The organism is Halochromatium roseum (assembly GCF_016653315.1).
GTDB lineage: Bacteria > Pseudomonadota > Gammaproteobacteria > Chromatiales > Chromatiaceae > Lamprobacter > Lamprobacter roseus.
In genome coordinates this window covers 13,846-33,960 of the sequence record NZ_NHSH01000010.1, presented here as the reverse complement: position 1 = coordinate 33,960, position 20,115 = coordinate 13,846, and the positions used below count along the sequence as shown (strand labels likewise).

15 protein-coding genes are annotated in these 20,115 nt (G+C 59.8%); 5 read left to right on the top strand and 10 right to left on the bottom strand.

The window, feature by feature from the left end:
* The first annotated feature begins 164 nt into the window (after positions 1 to 164).
* Positions 165 to 980, top strand: a complete 816-nt coding sequence (locus tag CCR96_RS01220) for a glycosyltransferase (protein ID WP_201215278.1) — start codon at positions 165 to 167, stop codon at positions 978 to 980.
* Here CCR96_RS01220 and CCR96_RS01215 read toward each other — a convergent pair.
* Genes CCR96_RS01215 through CCR96_RS01200 form a run of 4 tightly spaced genes read right to left on the bottom strand, consistent with a single transcriptional unit; the run spans position 952 to position 7,079 of the window.
* Positions 952 to 3,999, bottom strand: a complete 3,048-nt coding sequence (locus CCR96_RS01215) for a glycosyltransferase (RefSeq protein ID WP_201215276.1) — start codon at positions 3,997 to 3,999, stop codon at positions 952 to 954. The two genes, CCR96_RS01220 and CCR96_RS01215, sit on opposite strands and share 29 nt — an antisense overlap.
* A gap of 32 nt (positions 4,000 to 4,031) precedes the next feature.
* The gene (locus tag CCR96_RS01210) at positions 4,032 to 4,988 is read right to left on the bottom strand and encodes a GNAT family N-acetyltransferase (protein ID WP_201215274.1); all 957 of its coding nucleotides are present in this window, start codon (positions 4,986 to 4,988) and stop codon (positions 4,032 to 4,034) included.
* Positions 4,985 to 6,310, bottom strand: coding sequence for an ABC transporter ATP-binding protein (locus CCR96_RS01205; protein ID WP_201215272.1), 1,326 nt, complete (start codon positions 6,308 to 6,310; stop codon positions 4,985 to 4,987). The genes CCR96_RS01210 and CCR96_RS01205 overlap by 4 nt, the downstream gene beginning before the upstream one ends.
* The gene (locus CCR96_RS01200) at positions 6,300 to 7,079 is read right to left on the bottom strand and encodes an ABC transporter permease (protein WP_201215270.1); all 780 of its coding nucleotides are present in this window, start codon (positions 7,077 to 7,079) and stop codon (positions 6,300 to 6,302) included. The genes CCR96_RS01205 and CCR96_RS01200 overlap by 11 nt, the downstream gene beginning before the upstream one ends.
* Before the next feature lie 324 nt (positions 7,080 to 7,403).
* On the opposite strand from CCR96_RS01200, the gene CCR96_RS01195 reads away from it, so the two are divergent.
* Complete coding sequence (locus CCR96_RS01195; protein ID WP_201215268.1) at positions 7,404 to 9,188, top strand: beta strand repeat-containing protein; 1,785 nt, start codon at positions 7,404 to 7,406, stop codon at positions 9,186 to 9,188.
* A 91-nt stretch (positions 9,189 to 9,279) separates the two neighbouring features.
* Positions 9,280 to 9,510: a hypothetical protein gene (locus CCR96_RS01190; RefSeq protein WP_201215266.1), complete on the top strand. Its 231-nt coding sequence runs from the start codon at positions 9,280 to 9,282 to the stop codon at positions 9,508 to 9,510.
* 229 nt (positions 9,511 to 9,739) lie between these two features.
* Here CCR96_RS01190 and CCR96_RS01185 read toward each other — a convergent pair whose 3' ends face one another.
* From CCR96_RS01185 to CCR96_RS01175, 3 genes are all read right to left on the bottom strand, one after another.
* Complete coding sequence (locus tag CCR96_RS01185; protein WP_201215264.1) at positions 9,740 to 10,144, bottom strand: hypothetical protein; 405 nt, start codon at positions 10,142 to 10,144, stop codon at positions 9,740 to 9,742.
* A gap of 220 nt (positions 10,145 to 10,364) precedes the next feature.
* The gene (locus CCR96_RS01180) at positions 10,365 to 13,115 is read right to left on the bottom strand and encodes a choice-of-anchor L domain-containing protein (RefSeq protein WP_201215261.1); all 2,751 of its coding nucleotides are present in this window, start codon (positions 13,113 to 13,115) and stop codon (positions 10,365 to 10,367) included.
* A 481-nt stretch (positions 13,116 to 13,596) separates the two neighbouring features.
* Positions 13,597 to 15,327, bottom strand: a complete 1,731-nt coding sequence (locus CCR96_RS01175; protein WP_201215259.1) for an alkaline phosphatase — start codon at positions 15,325 to 15,327, stop codon at positions 13,597 to 13,599.
* Positions 15,328 to 15,853: 526 nt separating this feature from the next.
* Here CCR96_RS01175 and CCR96_RS01170 point away from each other — a divergent pair.
* Positions 15,854 to 16,504: an Rpn family recombination-promoting nuclease/putative transposase gene (locus CCR96_RS01170; protein ID WP_242518292.1), complete on the top strand. Its 651-nt coding sequence runs from the start codon at positions 15,854 to 15,856 to the stop codon at positions 16,502 to 16,504.
* 191 nt (positions 16,505 to 16,695) lie between these two features.
* On the opposite strand, the gene CCR96_RS01165 is transcribed toward CCR96_RS01170, so the two are convergent.
* The 3 genes from CCR96_RS01165 to CCR96_RS01155 form a co-directional block, all read right to left on the bottom strand.
* Positions 16,696 to 17,313 (bottom strand): RES family NAD+ phosphorylase, encoded by a 618-nt coding sequence (locus tag CCR96_RS01165; protein WP_201215257.1) that lies wholly within the window; start codon positions 17,311 to 17,313, stop codon positions 16,696 to 16,698.
* 61 nt (positions 17,314 to 17,374) lie between these two features.
* The gene (locus tag CCR96_RS01160; RefSeq protein WP_201215255.1) at positions 17,375 to 17,755 is read right to left on the bottom strand and encodes an antitoxin Xre-like helix-turn-helix domain-containing protein; all 381 of its coding nucleotides are present in this window, start codon (positions 17,753 to 17,755) and stop codon (positions 17,375 to 17,377) included.
* Between the two features lie 174 nt (positions 17,756 to 17,929).
* On the bottom strand, positions 17,930 to 19,126 hold the full coding sequence (locus CCR96_RS01155) for a trypsin-like serine protease (protein ID WP_201215252.1): 1,197 nt from the start codon (positions 19,124 to 19,126) through the stop codon (positions 17,930 to 17,932).
* Between the two features lie 131 nt (positions 19,127 to 19,257).
* On the opposite strand from CCR96_RS01155, the gene CCR96_RS01150 reads away from it, so the two are divergent.
* Entirely contained in the window at positions 19,258 to 20,058 is an 801-nt protein-coding gene (locus CCR96_RS01150) for a SapC family protein (protein WP_201215250.1), read from the top strand.
* Positions 20,059 to 20,115: the final 57 nt, after the last annotated feature.

Genomic DNA, 20,115 nt, shown 5'->3' with positions numbered 1-20,115 from the left:
GTGCTCGCCGCGAAGTGCTTCGCGGCGGGTGCGGCTGCTCATATTAAGAGGCATCCTGTTGGCGGCAGGCTGTATCGTGGAGGCGATACGGATAGCAGAATCAATTAAACTGGGGATTCGTCACCGGCACCCGACACGGTGAGCTTGCCCACGAGAACCTAGTAATGGTGTCGCAGGTCCCCAGCCTTAGCATCTCGATCGTTACCTACTTGCCGGTGCTTGATATTCTGAGGAAAACGCTCGAATCGGTTTCCACATCCATCACGGCTGCCCAGGCCCAGGGGCGGCTGGCCAGCGCCACCATCGACCTGATTGACAACGGCACCAAACAGCCCAAACAGTTGCGGAGCCTAGCTGCAGAGAGTGGCGCTCATCTGATCAGCGGCCAGGGCAACGTCGGCTATGGGCGAGGTCACAACCTCTCCCTCTTGGCCTCGAGCGCGCCCTTCCATCTCATACTCAATCCGGACGTGATCCTGGCTCCAGAGGCCATTAGCGCAGCACTGGACTACATGGCTGAACACCAGCATGTTGTCATGCTGGCACCGAGAATGGGCGATGCTCAGGATCAACCCCAACATCTCTGCAAACGCTATCCCAGCGTACTGGCGCTCGCGCTGCGCGGTTTGGCCCCGGGCTGGCTGCAACGGCGCTTCGAGCGACTGCTGAGTGACTACGAGCTGCGCGCCCTGCCGCTCGATACGCCAAGCACTGGCATCCCACTGCTCTCCGGCAGCTTCATGTTCTGTCGACGGGCGCCCATTGCCGCCATCGGCGGCTTCTCAGACCGCTACTTTGTCTACTTCGAGGACTTCGATCTCAGCATCCGTGCCGCAGCCATGGGTCAGCTCGCCTATGTGCCTGCCGTCGAGGCCCAACATTTTGGCGGCAACGCCGCAGGCAAGGGCTTACGCCACATCCTTCTGTTCACCCGCGGCGCCTTCACCTTTTTCAGGCAGCATGGTTGGCGATGGACTTGAGCTCCGCGTCGGTTTCGCGCTTCACCTGCTCATAGGCCTCATCGAGCAAAATCTGTCGGCGGCCTGAATGCTCCACATGGGCGGGCGTGCGATACAGCGATGTGGTCTTTTGCACCAGCTCGAAACGCTCACCTTGCGCATAACGCCGCCAGAGGTTCCAGTCCTCCAGCTGATCGAAGTGCTCACGAAAGCCACCCCGCTCGAGATACAGTCGACGCTCGAACAGGATTGCCTGGATCGGAATGTAATTGCGCCAGGCCAGCTCATCGCGGTCAAATGGCTGCACATGGGCGGCGTGCTGCACATAGGCGTGCTCCTGAATCGTCCGCGTGCTCGGATCAACATCGCCGATCACATCCCAGGCCAGCGCATACGCCGCTGCAAGTCCGGGTTCCGCGAGGAGGCGCGCGGCTAGGGCTTCGACATGGTCCGCGTAGAGCAGATCATCATCGTCCAAGAACAGACACCAACGTCCGCGCGCCGCCTCGAGCCCGAGATTGCCCGCCCGACTGCGACCCTGCTTGGGCTGGCTCAAGTACCGTACCGGCATCGGCGCAAGCGCCGCCAGCGCATCGACCGTTGCGCGACAATGCTCACCACCATCCTCCACCACGATCCATTCCAGGTTCGGCCAGGTCTGCTGTAACACGCTGAGGCCGGCCTGGCGCAGCAGCCAATCGCGGCCTTGGTAGGTGCGGGTGATCACCGAGACCAGCGGACAGGCATCCGCGACAGGCAGCGTCGGCGCCGGTTCAAAGGCGCCGGCCCGGATCATCTCGTAATCCAGACCACGAAACACGCCAACGCCGCGAACGCGACCCGCGCGGTTCTGCCACAAGAGCCTGGGCGTCTGCCACAGCAGACTGCCATAGGCTGCCAGCAGCCGCCGCCGCGCGCCCGGGAAGGGGCCGCGCAGCAGGCTCGCGCCGGCCAGCAGCAGGCTCGCGCTGGCATCGCGTGCGCTGCCATAGCGCAGACGCAAGAACAGGTTGGCCCGCGTGCTGCCGACATATTGCGCCGGTTTCAGCTCGTTGGGCTCCGCATAGGTATGGTGCAGCACCTGCGCCAGCGGGCAGTAACGCAGCAGATAGCCCGCCTCGCGGCAGCGAAACGAGAATTCAACATCCTCGCCATAGAGAAAGATGCGCTCGTCATAACCACCCAGCGCCTGAAACACCGAGCGCCGAACCAAGAGGCAGGCATGCGACGACCAGAGTGTTTCCCAGCTCACCGGATCGTAATGTTTAGGATGTTCGTACGGTGCCTGGCGCAGTTCCCAAGAAGCCACCTCATCGCCATCCGCCAGCGCCATCCGCACCACGCGCGGTAGCGTTTCGGCGCCCAGCTCTAGATCCGGGTTGGTGATCAGCACCCAGTCATCCTCAGCCTGGGCGATGGCATGATTATGCGCCGCGCCAAAACCAGGATTTGGCAGCTGAGAGAGCGTCACACGAGCAAAAGCGGCCTCGTACTCTGCCCTGAAGGCATCCAGCTGCGCCAGCGTGTCATCTTGCGAACCATTATCCACGAGGTGCAGCGAGAGCCGCGCCAGCGGGTAATGCTGCGCGAGTAGGCTATTGAGCAGGCCAGGCAGCCAGCGCCCGCTGTTGAAGGTGACCACTGAGATCGTCACGCCAGGCCATGAGTGCAGCGTGTCGGTGCCACTGTCGAGCGGCCCCTCGCAGACCGCCCGCCAGCCACTGGCCGGCAGCGCCGCACCGCCCAGCCGCCGCTCCAGCATCGCCTGGTGTCCGCTGAGTTCCCCGGTCGAGACTACCCACAGCTGGGTTTGTCGCTCCAGCCAATGGTACAGCCGCGTCGGATGCCGCCGAATCTGCACCGGTAGCCCTTGCGCCCAGCGGCGTAGCCCATGCAGCTGGCGCTGAAGCCGTTGCAGCAGCGCGCGCGGTTGGCGCATCAACCAGAGCCGGATGCGCACCGGCTCACGGACAACTCGCGCAAGATCGCGCAAAGGTGCCGTCACCCGCCAAGAGAGCGAGCCCAGTAAGGCTTGCTTATCCGCGTCAAGCTGGCGCGCCTTTGCTTGCGCAAGCGCTAACGCTGACTGCAGCTGTTCCCGCTCTGACTGCGCCTGCCCCAAGGCCGATTGCGTTTCCTCTAGCCTCTGCTCCACCTGCAATCGGCGCGCAAACAGTTCTCGAGCTTCATGTTGTACCGTTTTTAGGTCGCCGAGCAGCTTGGTCTGCAGCCGCGCCAATTCATCCCGCAAGCTCTGTTCGGTCTGAACCAGCCGCACCTGCTCGGCCCGAAATGCCTCCACCTCCCGCTCGGCCTGCCACACCACGGTCGATAGGCGCTCAGGACTGAGATGCTGTTGAAAGGACCCCAACTCATCACAGCCCACGAACAGAAAGGCCTCTGCCGCGTCAGCCTCCTCCGGCAGCGAGTAGGTCCGGTAGATATTCAGCGCACCCAGCTGCCGACGATAGTTTTGTTGGCTCTGCTGCGAAACAAACACCGCCATCGCCTCAGCCTTGCGCGTAACTACCGCGCTGATATCCACCAGCAGATTGGGCGTGAGCGGCTGACCAACCTCGTAAAAACCCAAGCGTGCCTTGGCCGCCAGCGGCCCCTCGCGGCAGAGCAGAATCGTGGCCTCACAGAGGCGACGATGATCACGGTGCATCTCCCACGGACTGGGTGCCAGCACCAAATCCGGCAGCCAGTCAGGTGCCTGCCGCGCCAGCCAGTCCCTGAGCTGCTGATTCAGTGTCAGCACCGGCAACCATACTAAGCCGCCGTCCTCGTTTTCAACAAAGGTGGGCTCGGGGTAACCCAGCAGGTGCGCGGCCTGGCGCGATTCAGCCTGCCGTTGAGCGGCTAACGCCGCATCCTCGGGCTGAGTCATCACCAGCACCCGGATCTGCGCCCCCCGCTGGGCCAGTAGAGCGAGCAGACCACCACAGCCAAACACCTCATCATCGGCATGCGGCGCTAGCACCCAGACCCGCTCGGCCTCGGGAATTGCGGTGGCCGGTGGTGAAAAAAAACGTTCCATAGCGCCCTGCGTCTTGCCTCTAACCCTTGCCACTATCGGTAATCAGTATCGCCGGCCAGCATCCAGCAGCGTTGCGCGAAGCGCGCCGCCTGCTGATTGTGCTGCGGGCCGGCCAGGTTGACCGCCAGCAGCGGCCTATTGTCGGTGCTGGCTGGCAACTGCGCCAGTACGCTTTGGGTGGCCCAGGTAAACAACTGCCCTTTGCCGAGCTGCCCAGCCCGCGTGCGCAGCGCCTCAATCAGCGCCGGATACTGCTCAGGCGCGCCCAACAGATCCAGCAACTCCAGCGCATCAGCATGCGCTCGATACACCGCCACCGCCGCGCAACGCTGCCGCCAGCAAGGGCCAACCCCCCAGGCCAGATAGGCGCCGCTGGGATGTCGACCATAACGCTGGCTCACCCAAGCCGCATCGCGCACCCCGATCAAATGCCCAGCGCCCAGAGCCGCTGCCTGCGCTTGCCAGAGCCTGTCAGCTTGAGTCCGCAGCGCAGTCAGGCGCAGCGCATGGCCCAGAGGTCGCGCGGGCGATGCCGGCCAGTTCGCCTGATACAGCTGATCCATGCGCGCATACAACCCCAGCAACTCCCCCAGGCGCGTGGCCCGCGGCGACGGGAACCCATAGACGAAGGCATGTGGCCCCTGCGGATGCGTCACCGCCTCGGTGAAGGTACTGGCAATGCGCACAAACAGGCCATTGCGCCCCAGCGCTGCGGCGCGCTCGCGCGGGTCGACCATGATATCGCTCACCTGCAAGGCGCTGAGCGGCTCACCCAGCCCAAGTAAGCGCCTCGACTGGCCGCCGTAATGCGCCAAGGCTTGCGCAGCGCGCTCCGCCAGCAGGCTATGCGTGCTGGGCTCCGGGTACTTCCACTGCCACTCCTCGGCGCTCATCTCACCGCCAAAGGCGCGCTGAAACAGCGCCAACAGCGCCGGGGTATCGGCCGTGCTCGCCCAGCGCAGCGTCCAGCGCGCTGCCGGCTCGCTCATAACCCTGGCTCGGGCTGGCACTGCCACTGATGCGGCAGCCGACAATAGCCCTTCTCAATCCCACGCTGGCTCACGCTGAACGTGACCACTGGGTCCACCCAGCCGTAGCTATGCACGCCCTGCTCGCAGAACACATAGGCGCCTACACCGTAGCGCCCCTTGAGCAAGGGTAACGCCGGAAAGCAGATCCGCGCGCGTCCCCGGCCGCGGGCATCGCGCGCAATGGCCACCCCATCCTCCCAGGTGGCGGCGCTGGTTACGATATGACCATCAGCGGTACTGAGGGTCACCGCGACTGTCGGACAAGGCAGCGCCGGGTCCGACTCGAAAGACACCAGGATTTCCAGCGTCGACTCGCCGCTGTGCGCCTGCAACGGCTCGTCCGCCTGACCATCGATGCGCACCTCACAGCGGCTCAGCCGGGCAAACCCGCTTGGGTGATGCGCCTCGGCAGGGGCTGGAGCAGCGGCCTGTGGTGTCGCCTCAACAGCGATCGGCTGCTCAGTGGATTCCGCTGTTGGCGTCGGCGTCGGCGGGCGCGGTACGGCCTCATCCGCGCGGCTCAGCTCGCCCGGCATCAACCCGGTATCTAGAAACCGCTGATAATGCGCAATCACCTCATCCGGCGCGCCGTCCTCGATCAGCCGCCCGCCCTCCAGCCAGAGCGCGCGCGAGCAGATCGCCTCCACCTGATAGAGCGAGTGCGAGCAGAACAGGATGGTCTTGCCGGCCGTCTTCATCCCCATGATGCGCTCGAACGACTTGCGCGCGAAGGCGCCGTCGCCCACCGAGAGCGCCTCATCCACCACCAGGATGTCCGGGTCCACCGCCGTCGCCACGGCAAAGGCCAGACGCACGAACATACCGCTGGAATAGGTCTTCACCGGCTGGTCGACGAACGCGCCGATATCGGCAAAGGCCAGGATCTCCGGCAGCCGCGCCTCCAGCTGGCGCCGGGTCATGCCCAGGATGGCGCCACTGAGGAAGACGTTCTCGCGACCGCTGAACTCGGGGTTGAAGCCGGCGCCCAGCTCCAGCAATGCCGAGACCCGGCCGCTGACCCGCAGCCTCCCTTCGCTGGGCGGTAGCGTCTGGCAGATTAGCTGCAGCAAGGTGCTCTTGCCGGCCCCGTTGCGCCCGACGATGCCCACCACCTCGCCCTGGCGCACCTCGAGCGCGAGTGGGTGCAGGCCATGGAAGCTACGCTCATGGGCAAACCGGCTCAAGCCCGGCAGCAGGGTGAACAGGCGATCCTGCGGGCGGTTGAACAGCCGATACCGCTTCGCCACGCCTTGTAGCGCAATCACCACCTCAGAGCACATCGGCAAACCCCTTGCGCAAGCGCTGGAACCAGGCCGCCGCCAACAGGCAGGCGAGCAGTCCGCTCAAGGTAAACAGGGCCAGCCTGTGCCAGTCCGGCCAGGCGCCCTCGAACAACAGCTGCCTCACATCCTGTATCACCCGCGCCAGCGGGTTGAGCAGAAACAGCCACTGCCAGCGCTCCGGTAGGGTCTCCAGCGGATAGAACACCCCAGAGAGAAACATCATCAGCGTTGTGAGCATGGCCATCATCTGCCCCACATCGCGCACATAGACACTGAGCGACGAGAGCACCCAGGCCAGGGCCACCAGGAACAGCGTGAACGGCAGCAACACCAGTGGCAAGGCCAGCCAACTGAGCTGCGGCCCCACCAAGACACTGGCGAAGACCAGCAGCAGCAGGCCACCCACCAGCAGTTGGAAGCCTGCCGCCGCCACCGCCGACAGGCCCAGCAGCGGCAGCGGGAACACCACCCGGGTGACCAGATTGGGCTGACCGACGATCAACTGCGGCGCCCGGCTGGCCACCTCGGCAAAGAACGAGAACAACAGCAGCCCGACGAAGACCTGCAACGCAAAATCCACCTGCGCGTCACCCGCCGCCGCCACCGGCCAGCGCAACTGAAACAGCCCGTGGAAGACCAAGGTAAACACCCCCAGCATCAGCAGCGGGCCCAGCAGCGACCAGCCCAGCCCCAGCAGCGAGCCACGATAACGTGTTTGGATATCGCGCTTGGTCAACTGCCAGAGCAGATAGCCCTTTGTGAACACCTCAGCACCTCCTGAGCCCGCGCCAAATCAGGCCCGCTGCGCCCAAATCATGGCCACAACCTTACCCCAACATTAAACTGTTGTCTTTTTACGCCAAAAAACTTGCAAAATCCCTCAGACTCGGGGCATAGTTACGGCTGAGGCATGGGATATTGAGGCATGTAAGGTACACTTCTTGGGTGTCCTTGGCTCGACATTACCAGGAAACGGGTATCTCGCGGGGCCCAGTCCTGCTGACGGCACCCGAAGTTGCTAAAATCAGACATGTCGTTTTAGCCCGTTCGTCTCGACAACGTTGTCCAATTTTCGAGGAGACTCGTCCACATGATTACCGAAGCTCAACAGCAAAACATCATCGCGCTGACCGTTGGCATGTTCAACGCGGCCCCCGGCGCAAACAACCTGACCGATTTCGCCAACAACATCACCGCCAGCGGTGGTGACTTTGTGCAGCTCGCTAACGATCTGGCCGCCACCGCGATCTTCAACGGCATGTACGCCGGTCGCAATACCCTGGCCCAGCAGATCGATACCGCCCTTGGCATGCTGGGTATCGCCTCGGGTACCGATGCCTATGACATCGCGGCCGCCCACTTCACGGCGCGTGCTGAGCAGGGCTGGACTGCGGGTGAGATCCTGCTTGAGGCCTCGGACTATCTGATGAATTCCGAGGAGGTTGATCCGGCATTCACGGATATTGCTGCGGCTTTCCAGAACAAGGTGGCTGTTGCTTCGTACTTCAGTGTTGATAAGCAGCAAAGTGCTGATACGCTGGCGAATCTGCAGCTTGTTGTTTCGAGTGTGACCGCTGATCCGGCGACTGTTGATGCTGCCAAGACGGCGATTGATTCTGGCAGCTTGTCGCCTGACGAAGGTGGCCAAACCTTCGCGTTTACAACCGCGGCCGGCGAAACCCTCACCGGTACGAACGGAAACGATACGTTCACTGGCATTGTTGGAACGACGGATACCACATTCCAGACAGGTGACACCGCCAATGGCATGGGTGGCACAGACACCCTAAATCTCATTGTCAGCTCTAATGTCCCAGATCTACCCGCCGGTGCCGGTACCGATAGCATTGAAATTATCAATCTGGATGTTTCCACTAATCCTGCTGGTGCGACCTTGTTAACGTCAAACGCTTACACAGGTGTCGAGCAACTGTGGCAAGTCGATAACAACAACGGCACCGATGACTTCGCCAATGTCACTGTTGGTGCAGGCGTTACCGCTGGCTTCAGAAGCACTGGGGCAACTGCAACTGCGGCACAGGCCGGCGAAACAGTTACGGCCGCAAGCGGGACGCAGAAGACCATTGCCGCGGCTGTGGATGGTGTTGATGCTGGCTCGACAATCACCCTCGCTGGTGCAGGTCTTGAAACGGCGACGATTTCGGGTAATGTAGCAGGCTCAGCGACCGGGTTGACGGTTACTGGCGTGGCTAATATCACGACACTTAATCTCGGGATTTCGGATAACTCCGTACTCACGCTTAACACTTTCGGTGGAGTGACCGCGGTCAATTCATCGCAGTCCTCGGGAAACTTTTCAGCTGACATAAGCGGATTCGGTGATCTCGAGTCTTATGTAGGCGGTGCAGGTGGTGAAACGATCACCTTTGACCTTGAAGTCGGCAATGATGTGACGGTCAATATGGGTTCTGGCAACGACGTCGCTGTTTTGGTTGGCACAGTTGCTCCGTCGAATAAGGCGAGTTCAATTACCCTGGGTGCCGGAAACGATACCTTAGACATTAATGCAATCGGCAACATTTTCAATGCTGACGAGGCTGCTTTCCAAGCTGGCCTGATCACGGTTGATGACTTCAGCGCTGCGGAAGATGTGCTTGATGTGGCTGGTCTTACAGCTTCGCGGTTGGCGACTAATACAGAGCAGTCGAATATTGATGCCGAAGCCTCTCTGTTTGCGGCAATCGGTGTTGCGGCTGGTATCGCTAATGGTAACGCTTTGGTGTTCGGATACAGCGGCAATACCTATGTACTTGATGACAATGATGGTAGCGCGACGTTCAACACGCTGGACGGTCTTGTCGAATTGACTGGTGTTGCTGTTTCTGATCTGGGCGGTACTAATTTCGTCTCCTAATAGCCCCCGGATAAACTTTCGCTGAGTTCGCTCAGTACATCAAAAGACCCTCAGTCTCGGCTGGGGGTTTTTTTAATTAAGGAGTCCAAAAATGGGAAGACGCTACGAATGGCCGGATCCTAAAGATCGTTCGCCGAATCAACCTCATATACTGCTTGAACGAGAGGCAGTACTTGATTTATATCAGAAAGATACAGGCGACGATGCCAAAAACCTTACGGAGAAGGTAAGGGATTGGTTTGAGGACAATGCCAAAAGGCGTGATTGGGATGATGTTACTTGGGCTGATCAAACCGCAGTCTTAAAGAAAGTTTGGCGCTAAGTGGCTGTCAATTTTCTACTTCTCGATAATCGGCCAATACTGGCTTTCGAAACGCGAAGAAGCTGATGGCCAAAATTTTTAAGGCACCAACTATCCAGCCGCAGGATTCGCGCTTCGGGGGCTTTTCGTGATAGTGAATAAGGGGTCAACAGCGGGCTACCAGACACTGCCGCCCAAGATTAGCATCGCGTGACCGCAGCCTCGGGCGCTATGACAGCTGCGAGTGAGGCTAAGCGGCTTGAGGCGAAAAGGCACCAGTAAATGCTTTAGCGGATTGTTTGGAGGTTTGATGGAGCCGGAAGTCTTGGCAGCCTGGATCGGGTTTGCTGGAACGCTGATCGCCGCTTGGGTCGCTAGCCTGATCGGCAAGCGTTGGCTTGATCAGGAACGACTGAAGGGCCAGCTCAAGGACGCCAAAGAAGATATCCGCTTTCTGTTGGAGGTTGAGCGCATCCAGGCGGAAAAGAGGAATCCCGAACATCCCATGACTGCGCTCCGAGAAGCGCGCAGGATGGCGAAAGAAAGGGGGCTCGCCTGGAGTGGGAAGCACACCAAAAGCAAAGTCGAGAACGTTCGCTGAACCTGACATCACCGCGCTCCCGCCTGTAGCAGCCTCCAACGCACCGATGGCCAAGCTCGAGCACGTCCGCCCGCAGCCACCGGCCTGAGTGTGGCCCAAGTCGAGGCATGCCGTGCGGTGAAGTGATGCTCGGTGACCCGATCAGGCGCTCTCGCTGTTGCTAGACGCAAGCCATGAGTGCAGTTGCACCGCGGTTTGGAGGCCGTATGGGTCCCTTTTCAGGGGAGGTTGCGAGTGAAGAGGCCAAAGGTCGGCATTCACTCGCGCGACCTACTTAGAGACCTAAGAGTCCGACATCATAAACAAATCCTGGACGGCCCTCTTGGGCACCGTACTCCAGAAAATGCGCGGTCGGGTCAAGTGCTGCAGCTGCGACATCCGGATTAGCATCCAGATAAGCGGCTTGATCAAACCAAGGGCTGGTCAAACGAGCCTCATCTTGGCCATACAGGGCATAATGCTGCAGGCCTGATGTGTAAAGACCGTTTATAACCGCCTCAGCGACATCAGGATTGTTTTGCAGATACTGTTGCTCGCTATACAGAGGGTTGGGGTTACGCCCTTCATTGAGCCCAAATTGGCTAAAGTGCATCGCGGCACTTGGTAGGAGTCCGCTTTCAATCGCGGCTGCCACATCGGGATTCTGAGCGAGATAGAAGCTCTCCATCAATGGCAGCGCACCATCGATCATGGTTGCGCTTCCAGGCCGGGTTAAGGTCATCAGCCCATTGGAAAAGGCAAGGATCTCAACATCATTGGCCACCTGGTGGCTACCTGCGGAATCACTCACAATGACCCTATCGGGATTGCTCCGATCGATGGTCGTATTCGCGTCCGCTGCAGCAAAGAGTGCAACATCAATATTGGCGCCCCCTGTCAACGTGTTGTTTCCACCTGCTGGGATGAGGATGTCAGCCGCTTCAGTGCCAGTGAGCTGGTCGTCTCCAGCACCTCCGCGCAGGACGACAAATCCCGGTGTCTCAGGCGGGGTTGATCGGGGTGGACTTGCAACCGGATCATCAACCGGTCCTTCTTCGTCAATGACGGGTTGCGAGGGTCCAGGAGTGGGTGCTGGAGTATTTCCAGCTGGTGCACTCAGTGCGGTTAAATCAATGGTCTGATCATCGAAGACGGCCTCTTCAACATTGATCACAAAATCCGTGTTACTGCCGATCTGGATGAAGCCGTTGGCGAGGACCTTGATAGGGAAATCACTAGAGAGGAAGCCCTCGTAAATCACCTGGTCAAATCCTTCGCCGCCATCGATCTCGTTATCGCCAACGCCACCTTTGATCTTATCATTGCCGCCTTTAGCGTTGATGACATTGTTGCCACCCACCGGATCGATGATGTCGTCGCCATCACCGCCATCGAAAACCTCGTTGTCGGTGCTGCCAGTCAGTTCTTCTCCGTTGTCGCTTGCAGCAGCGACCACCTTAGAGAGGCCAGCACCCCCTGTTGCAGAGCCGGTTAGGTTACTCAGAAACAGGGCTGAGTCTAAAATGTGATCCCCAGTATCGGCAATGGCAATGGTTAGCGTGTTTACGCCGGCTTGCACAGGCGCAATGATGGTGATGTCTTCGGAAACTCCATCGTACTCGATATCGAGAATATTGCCTGCATTATCTCGAAAATTTCCAATCTCCAGATTCTTGTCAATAACGCTGAGCGGTTGATCCGTTTGGTTGTTGAAGAGCGCTACATTTTGGCCATTGATAAAGACAGATGCGATATCAATAAATGAGGAGTTTGAGTACTCGGGGTACTCATCTGAGCCAAAAACGAGGTCGAGACGGATGCCTTTGAGGCCTTCATCGACTGTAAAATCGAATTCTAGGCTATTGGCATCATTCGTTTCTCCCGCACCTGAAAAGGCAGCTTGGGCAACCAAGTCTAGGCGCGGATCGCCCGCTCCGTTGTGGCTGATACTATAACCACCTTCTGTGTTGGTCAGCGGTGGCGTGCCATCGCCTGAGGTGAGCAGGATCCCAGGGCCAATGCCGAGATCAGGGATGCTGCCATTGTAGAACGATGCCTGCCCATCCGCCCCGACATAGGTGACAGTCTGAGTGTCAATGGTGATGCCGCTGTTTTCAGCCAATAGGGCATCGAGCAAGAGTTGTGGCTGCTCGCCATCGAAAGGATCGAAGGCTGCGTTGGCCCCGCCTGTATTACCGCCTGGGGGGGCCATGTTGTCGAAGACTTCAGCCTGCATCTCGAGCTCAAAAAAGCGTTGCAGTGGGCTAACATATCTATCTCCAGCCAAGCCGAACAACGCTACGTCACGTTCTATGTCTGCAGCGGTGGCGCCGTTATCACCATCCCACCAGGCGAGGGAGGCTACCGAAGGGTCGACATCGAGCAAAACTTCTAGGTTGACATGCGGACTGCTTGGTGAATAATCGACCTCAACACCGAGCTGTTCTCCTTGCTGAAGTGGGTCGGCATCGGAAAAGCTGCCTGAGGTTTCATCAACGTGGCCAAATAACCAGGTATAACCATCAACGTCTTCAATAGCGACGAAGCGGTTATCGCCAGTTCCACCGGTTCCGATCCAGGTGCCAGGCAGCGTCGCAGGCCAGTAAATTTCATTGAGTCCCGTCTGAGCATTAAAGTCGATCGCTCCGTGCCAAGCCCCCAGTGCCTCGAAGTAGCCCTGGTCGTAGGCAAATCCGGCCGTCATATGGGCAGCGTCGCTGCTCCAATCGGGATCGACTTGTGCCAGCACCGCTTGGTCGCCATACAGATTCTTTGAGAGTCCCTCTGCAAGGTCGCGCAGTGAGCCCATCAGGGCCGAGCCTTTGATGTCGGTTGCGGCAACAATGTCGGTTGCCCCAGAGTCATTGAGCCACCAGTCGACGACGGCGGGGTTGATATTTTGGAGTCCAGCGCCGGTAATTGACTCGTTGGCCCAAACATCTGAAAAGAAATAATTATCTCCAGATGCATAGGCCCAGTCCTGCGGACTCCACTGGGCCATGATCTGAAGGTGTTCGAGCGGGATATCATGATGGCGGTCAGGCATAGCTTACCTCTTTGGAGGACGATGGGAGAGATGCGGCTCTGCCATGCTGCTGTGCTTTGCTGTGCTGACAAGCGGCAAGTGAAGTAGTGGACAGAGCCTGATGCAGGACTGAGGCCGGATGGCTCAAGCCCGCAGTCAGAGCAAATGTTGATGTAAGGGAGGGGCGGTTGGATCGAGAGGCAAAATAGCCTGAAATCCTAGATATGAATCGCATTCCGTGCTATCTCCACAACATCTGCTCGAACGAGGTAGGAACTTCAGAAGGATCGAGGGTATCTTTCGTATACCTGGACTGAAGATTAACCCGGAATAGACTAGATCTTCAAGAGTCCTCCCACTGGAGGTTCTCAGCGTGCATCCTCCTTAGATGGGAGCGCGGCAGGATGTCCTGCGCGCGCTCATCGCCGCTCGCATCAAAGCCGATGGAGCGGCTTTTGGGTGTGCGCCCTGTTTGGCAGCTTCGCGATACCGCGAGTCTGCATCAACGGCATGCGCGAGACTGAAGGCTCGGGTTGTTACCGACCTCGATGGCGGCTCGAGGAATGAACCAGCGCCCGAAGCCATTGTTGGCCTCTGGCGCATAGACCGTCAGCCCTTCGAACTGGCAGATGCGCTGTTGGGGGGATAGCATTTCATCCTTGTTCGCCGGAAGACGCCAATTCGCGATTTCTAGCACCGGGTTCTCAGGGTCAGACAGATCAGTGCGGGTGCGGCCCGGGAATGCCTCCTCGGCGTCGATGAAGAGTGACTGATTCAGCCCCTGAGGGTCGCCGAGGTCGAGATTGAGCGCGAACGCATTGGCCACGGCGCGTCCGAGATCGGTGTTATCGATCTGGCCGATCGGGGCCATCGGACCGTAGCTCCAGAGCGTGACGTCTTCGCCGGTGTGACCATGGGTCGTCCAGCCAAAGACGGTGTGGTTGGCGCTGACGACCTTGGCGATGGCATAGGCGTAGCCGACCGACTCGGCCTCGCTTTGGATCCAGGCCACATCCTCGTCGCTCAGCGCGATGCCCCAGTATTCCGTGACGGTCGCCTTGATTGCAGCGGCGTCAGGCTCGTCTGGTAACTGGTCCGCGAGATAACCCGAGGTGACCTTCATGCCCCGCAGCGGATCGAGCAGTTGTTCCACTGAGATATCCGTGTAGGCGCTGCTAGTCGACCAGTTACCGATGGTCATGGCGCCGGTATTATGGTCCGGCGCGCCAAGCAGCAGCGTCTCGCCATCCTGCTTGGCGAACTCGAGTGCGACGCGGACGGCGTCATCGAATGCAAGAAAGTCGTGCAGCATGTAGGCGGGGTCCGTAGCATGGCCGCCCCAGTCGACTTGGCTGGCCTCGACCACGAGGAAGAAGCCGTCTGGGTCTTGCGACAACAGCTCGATGGCCTTGGAGGTCATCTCCGCCAGCGAGGGCTCGGTGACCTGCTCACCTTGACTCAAGCGGTAACGCCGATCCAGATCGGGCATCATGTGGCTGCTTGCGAACATACCCCATGCACGGCCGCTGGTGAGCCCTGCGAGCGCCGCTGCAGTCGTTGGCAACTGATAGCCGCGCTGTTCGAGCACTTCGACGAGGTTCTCCCCGTCCGTGCGGTGTCCCCCCTCGCTCTCGGGCAGCAAGTGTCGGCCGCCACCGCCAAAGGCAACGTCTAGGCCTTGATAGACGAGCTGCTCCATGATCTCGTTGTCTTTGCCGCGGTCATCGACATGCACCGCGTAGCTGGCCGGGGTGGCATGGGTGATCCGCGAGGTGGAGACGAGCCCGGTGGCCTTTCCGACTTGCTGTGCGCCCTCGAGGACGGTCGCGAGTGGCCGGTAAGCGAGCCAGTTCCATCCCGCCTCCTCGCCCAGCACCGGGATGCCTTCCGGAAGCTGGTAGGTGCTGAGCGCATCATCGGGGCGCGGGCCGATGCCGAGGAAGCGGACCGTCGTTTTGTAACTGGTCGACTGGGCCGTGCCGGCGGCTGCCGAGCCGGTGATCACCGAGTTGGCCATATCCGTCGACATGGTGCCGGCCCCCATTTCGTCGAGTGCGAGGGGCTGTCCGACGTACCAGCGCGCCACCGTCTGGATAGATGTGTGATTTCCGTCCGGAATCAGGACAATGACATTCTTGACCGGCGTCGCGAAGGTGCTGGAGGCGAACAGCAATTGGCAGGTGATGGTTGAGGCGCATATCGTGCGCCGAATGGCTCGAGGATTTGACAACATAATTGACCTCGTTATTTGGTTCGAGCGATCAGAGGGTTTGGGCATCATTCGATGCGGATTCGCGGTCGCCGTCACCGAATGCAACTGGGGGCTCTCGCGGGCCCGCCGCGCAGTAGACTGGCACAGGATCGTTGCGACTTTTTGTAGGCGAGGTGACGATGTCGTGACATCGCGCCCTGTTGCGCAAACCTGCGCCGTCACGCGCTGCACGGTTGCCAAGGTTTGGATTGATGAGCCATCAGGTCGTGAGCTTCCACGTTCACCGATGCGAGATGGGAAAGGAGCTCAGGGCGCGGATGCAGGCCTCGGCGTTGATGGATGCGGTGGGGTTTGCGCGTGGTTTGGAGGAGGCGCTGATCGGGCTGTATTGGCGGATTGGGGCAGAGGTCTGATCGCGGGCTTTGACCATCCAGCCCCGGAGTGCGCGCTTCGGAGGCTCTTGCGTTCCTTGCTGAGCGGGTGTCTGCGGATACTCCCCTGCGCTACACTCGCCCGATGAGCAGCGCACTGAGCCTCCACCGCACCGATGGCCAAGCACCACGACACCGGCTACAAAGAACTCTTCAGCCACCCCGAGTTCGTCCAGCAGCTGATCGAAGGCTTCGCACCGCCCGAGATCGCCGCCCTGATGGACTTCACCACGCTGAAGAACCACAGCGGGAACTACATTACCCCGCTGTTCGAGGAGCGTTTCGAGGACGTCGTCTGGTCGGTGCAGGTGCACTGGCAAGGCGTCACCGAGCGGTTGTTCCTCTACCTGCTGATCGAATTCCAATCCAGCGTCGATCCGACCATGCCGCTGCGCATGCTCCATTATGTCGCCTGCTTCTATCAGCATCTGCTCAAGACCAAGGTCAACACCCCAGCCCAAGGGCTGCCCCCGATCCCGCCCATCGTGCTCTACAATGGGCTCGAGCGTTGGCATGCCGCCGAAGACATTGACGAACTGGTGCGTCCCACGCCACCGCTGTTCCTGCGCGCCTACCAGCCGCACCTGCGCTATTACCTGATCGACGAAGGCCGCTACACGCCCGAGCAGCTCAGCGCCATCGACAGCCCGCTCAGCGGTGTGTTGGGAACTAATGGGGGAACTAATGGGGCCAGGCTCGACTTATTGCCCGAAGCAAGGTTAAAGCCACCGCCTTTAGGCGGTCAGATGTATTGTCCCAATCGTTAGTAAAAACTATGCACTTTCAGTGCAAGACTTTTAGTCTGCACTTGAGTCAACAGCGGTAGGGGCAACGGCTTTTCCCTCGGTCAGTTTGCTCTTCCAAGGGTACGCCCTCCCGGCGCTCCTGCCACTGTAATGGTCAAAAAATCATCTAACCTTCGAATCGTGGATTTTAGTTGTTTGAGCGGGTGGCGGGATCAAGTGACCCAATGGCTGCTGGAAAATGCTAGCCGCTCACGATCACGCCGCCATACGACGGCGTCTTTCTGTACGGCCAGCCACCAAGTTTGCATGGCGGGATCAGGTTTTGCAGCGGCGAACGCGGCAGGATCAAGGACGGCGACACACCAGCTTGGACTCGGATCGCGAACGGACGCGTAGAGGATGCCGCCGATGCCGGCTTCACGCGCCGCGCGGGCAAAGGCCTGGGTGGTACTGTAATCGCTGGGATGCTGCCACGCGCTGCTATCGGCGACAAAGGGCGGTTGGCGGAGGTCGACGACATGGGTTGCCAATGCCACACGAAAAGCCGTGTATGCAACAGGATCGAGTCGCTTGAGATCGACCGCATCCTGAAGGAATCGCCAGCGCCAGTAGCCGAGTTCCGCACACGCCGTGCTGATGCGCTCAGCACCGTAGAAGACCCCGGGGCCAGTTTCACCCCTGAAGCGTGAGCCGCCGCGCCGAGGGTCATAGCGAAAGGGCGTCGCGAGCAAATAGTCCAAGTGCGAGACGCTTGCAGGCAAACAGGGCTTGCTGTCTTCGAGCAGCGTTTCCAGAAGATCCTGTTCGGCCGCGTCATCAACCAGCTTCATGGTTGAGGCGATATGCTGAGCCTCGACCATCCGCCAAGCGGGCGCTGACCAGGCGCGTGCCTCAGACGAGACCGCGAGAGGCGTCCAAGTAGTGCACAACACGCACGAGTCCTTCTGCTTGACTGATGAGTTCGATCGGGCGAGCGTTGAGCCCGCGGTTCTCGCTGTTGAGCCAGATGCGTGCGTTGCCTTCTTCGCCGACGATGGAGTCGAGTGAGCGGAACAGACGGACGAACAACAGGGCGAGTTCCCATTCCTTGCGGTGTTGCTCAAATTGGTAGTCGCCTGCATAAAGCCGCGTGATGGTCGACGGGCTGACACCGAGAACCTTGGCCAGCAGGGAGCGTGACACATCGAGGCGTTCAGCGGCGCGGGTGACGGCCTTAGATAGCACAGCCGATGCGTTGCTCGTGCGGACAGTGGCGTTAGCCGTGATAGCCATGGATATCTCCTTTTCTCGTGAAAGTGTAATCCCTGTTTCTTTCTCTTGCAAAAGTCGAATCCATGTGCAACAACCCGCGTGACTGGCGAATCGAACAACTTCAAACGGTTGCGGGGCAGTTCGGAAGACTACAGATCCAGAACACTACCGCATCAGGCATGTCTCGATCGATCGTCAGGCTATCCAACCATCGTCATTGATTATGGTACGCATGGCGGTAAGTTGCACCACACCCTCGCCAAAGCTACCTCCCACCGGGTTGAAGACGTCGAGATAGAAGGTTTCATCGGGTTCGGGGATCTTGTTGCCGATCACTTCCACCGCGATGGTGGCCTGCGTCTCACCGGGATAGAGGATGAGGGTGTCGGCCATCGGTAGGTAGTCTTCGCCGGCGATGGCGGTGCCGTCTCGGGTGGCGTAATCGACACTCAGCCACTGGTTGGGATGGTCTCTTATGCCATGGAATTCGAGCAGAAAGTAGGCGGGTTGAGTGCCACTGTCGCCCTCGACAATTGCATGCTGCACCTCCTCTGGGCGCGTGGGTGCGTTGGGATCAGCCGTCCGCAGGCTCTGGTCTATCCATTGCTGGTAGTGACTCACACGCTGAAAGCCGGCAATCTCGCCAAAGCTGCTGTCGAGTTCGAGATTCACATCCGGAGACTGGCCAGCGCGACTGAGGCTCGCGGTGTAGGTGGCGATGCCCGCGACCTTATCACCGATGAAGGCTGGTCCGCCGCTGTCGCCGGGGGCGATCATGCCCTCGCTTGCGCCTAGTCCAAGATCTTGAAGCCCCATCAGTATGCCCAGGGCATCATGGCTGGGACTGCCGTTGTCGAAATCAATGATGAGTTGGGAGCCGGGCGTTGGATCCCAGGCAATACTGCTCCCCAAAGCCGCCTTTAAGGCCTCGCCAGTGGTATCAATGCGATTGATGGCAAGGTGCTTCGCCGGCCCGGTACTTTCCTGGGGAACATACCCCCTCACACCATCGCCAGTCAGCCCATAGCCAACCAGGGAGATCACTTGTCCCAGTTCGTCTTGTTGGCGATAGACGGTGCTGCGCTGCACACTTGCCGGCGCTGGCGTGTCGAGCCAGACCAGCGCCAGATCACTGTTGGACTGGGTGGCATCATAGGCGGGATGCAGCGTGTAGAAAGCTGTCGATAGGCTAACATAGCCCTCAGGCGTTCCTAGCTGAACGCTCACCGAGGAAGCACCATCAAGCAGGTGGGCAGCGGTGAGCACGGCCCGCCCGCCGTGAAGTAGCACGCCTGAGCCAGAGTTTCTTCCGGCCACCACCTGCACGACACCGTCGTAGCCTTCGCCAGGTTGGACTTGATGCTGTTCTGGAGCATGGACCACCGTCACCATGAGCAACTTCCTCTTGACGTAGGATTCAGCGTTGAGGCTGGTCTGAAACCAATCACCCTCTCCAGACACCGCTCTGCTGGTATCCTTGTGTTAGCCTGCTTGGCAAACCTGTGAGACTGAGGCGATTGCAGATGACAAATCTCCAGCCGGTTACCCTCTCGCGCCATCGCGATTGGCGCTGGCGACGTTATTCAGATTATCAGTTCGCGCAGGCTGACGCGCTGGCGCCTTTGGTCGCGCAAGAGCTGCCAAAGGCTGCGATCAGTTTGCCGATCGCCTTCACTGCGCAAGACGGGCGCTACTTTCCAGTTGCGGTGCTGTCGCTGCAGCCTGGCAACAACCTTTTCGTCGGTCCCGACGGACGCTGGTTGGGGGGCTATGTTCCAGCGGTCTATCGGAGTTACCCGTTCGCGCTTGCTAACGCTGAAGAAGGTCAGCAGCTGTTGTGCGTCGATGAAGGCAGCGGGCTGGTGTTGGAGCAACCCGAGCCTGGCGAGGGCGAGCCCTTTTTCGATGCCTATGAGCAGCCGGCTGAGCCGGTGCGAACGGTGCTTGAATTTCTGCGTCAGGTGGCGACAAACCGGATGCAGACGAACGCGATCTGCGAGCGCCTAGCGGCCAGCGAGCTGATTCAGCCTTGGCCGCTCAAGTTGCAGAGCGCTGATGGCGAGCGGCCCGTCGAGGGGTTATATCGGGTGGATGAGGCGAGGTTGAATCAACTGCCGAGCGATGCGTTTGAGGCGCTTCGCCAGGCAGGGGCGCTGCCGCTGGTCTATAGTCAGTTGCTGTCGATGCAACAGATCGCCCTACTGGGGCGTCTTGCCGAGGCGCACAGCCGATCGCAACAGCGTGCGACGCAGAACGCCAATGAGCTATTTGGCGAGCCGGATACCTTGAGCTTCGACTGGGGCGGGGATGGCCCGAGTGCTTGACGCTGCAGCGTTTGCCACCTACGCTAGATAGGCTATGCCTTGGGCGCCCTGCCCGGT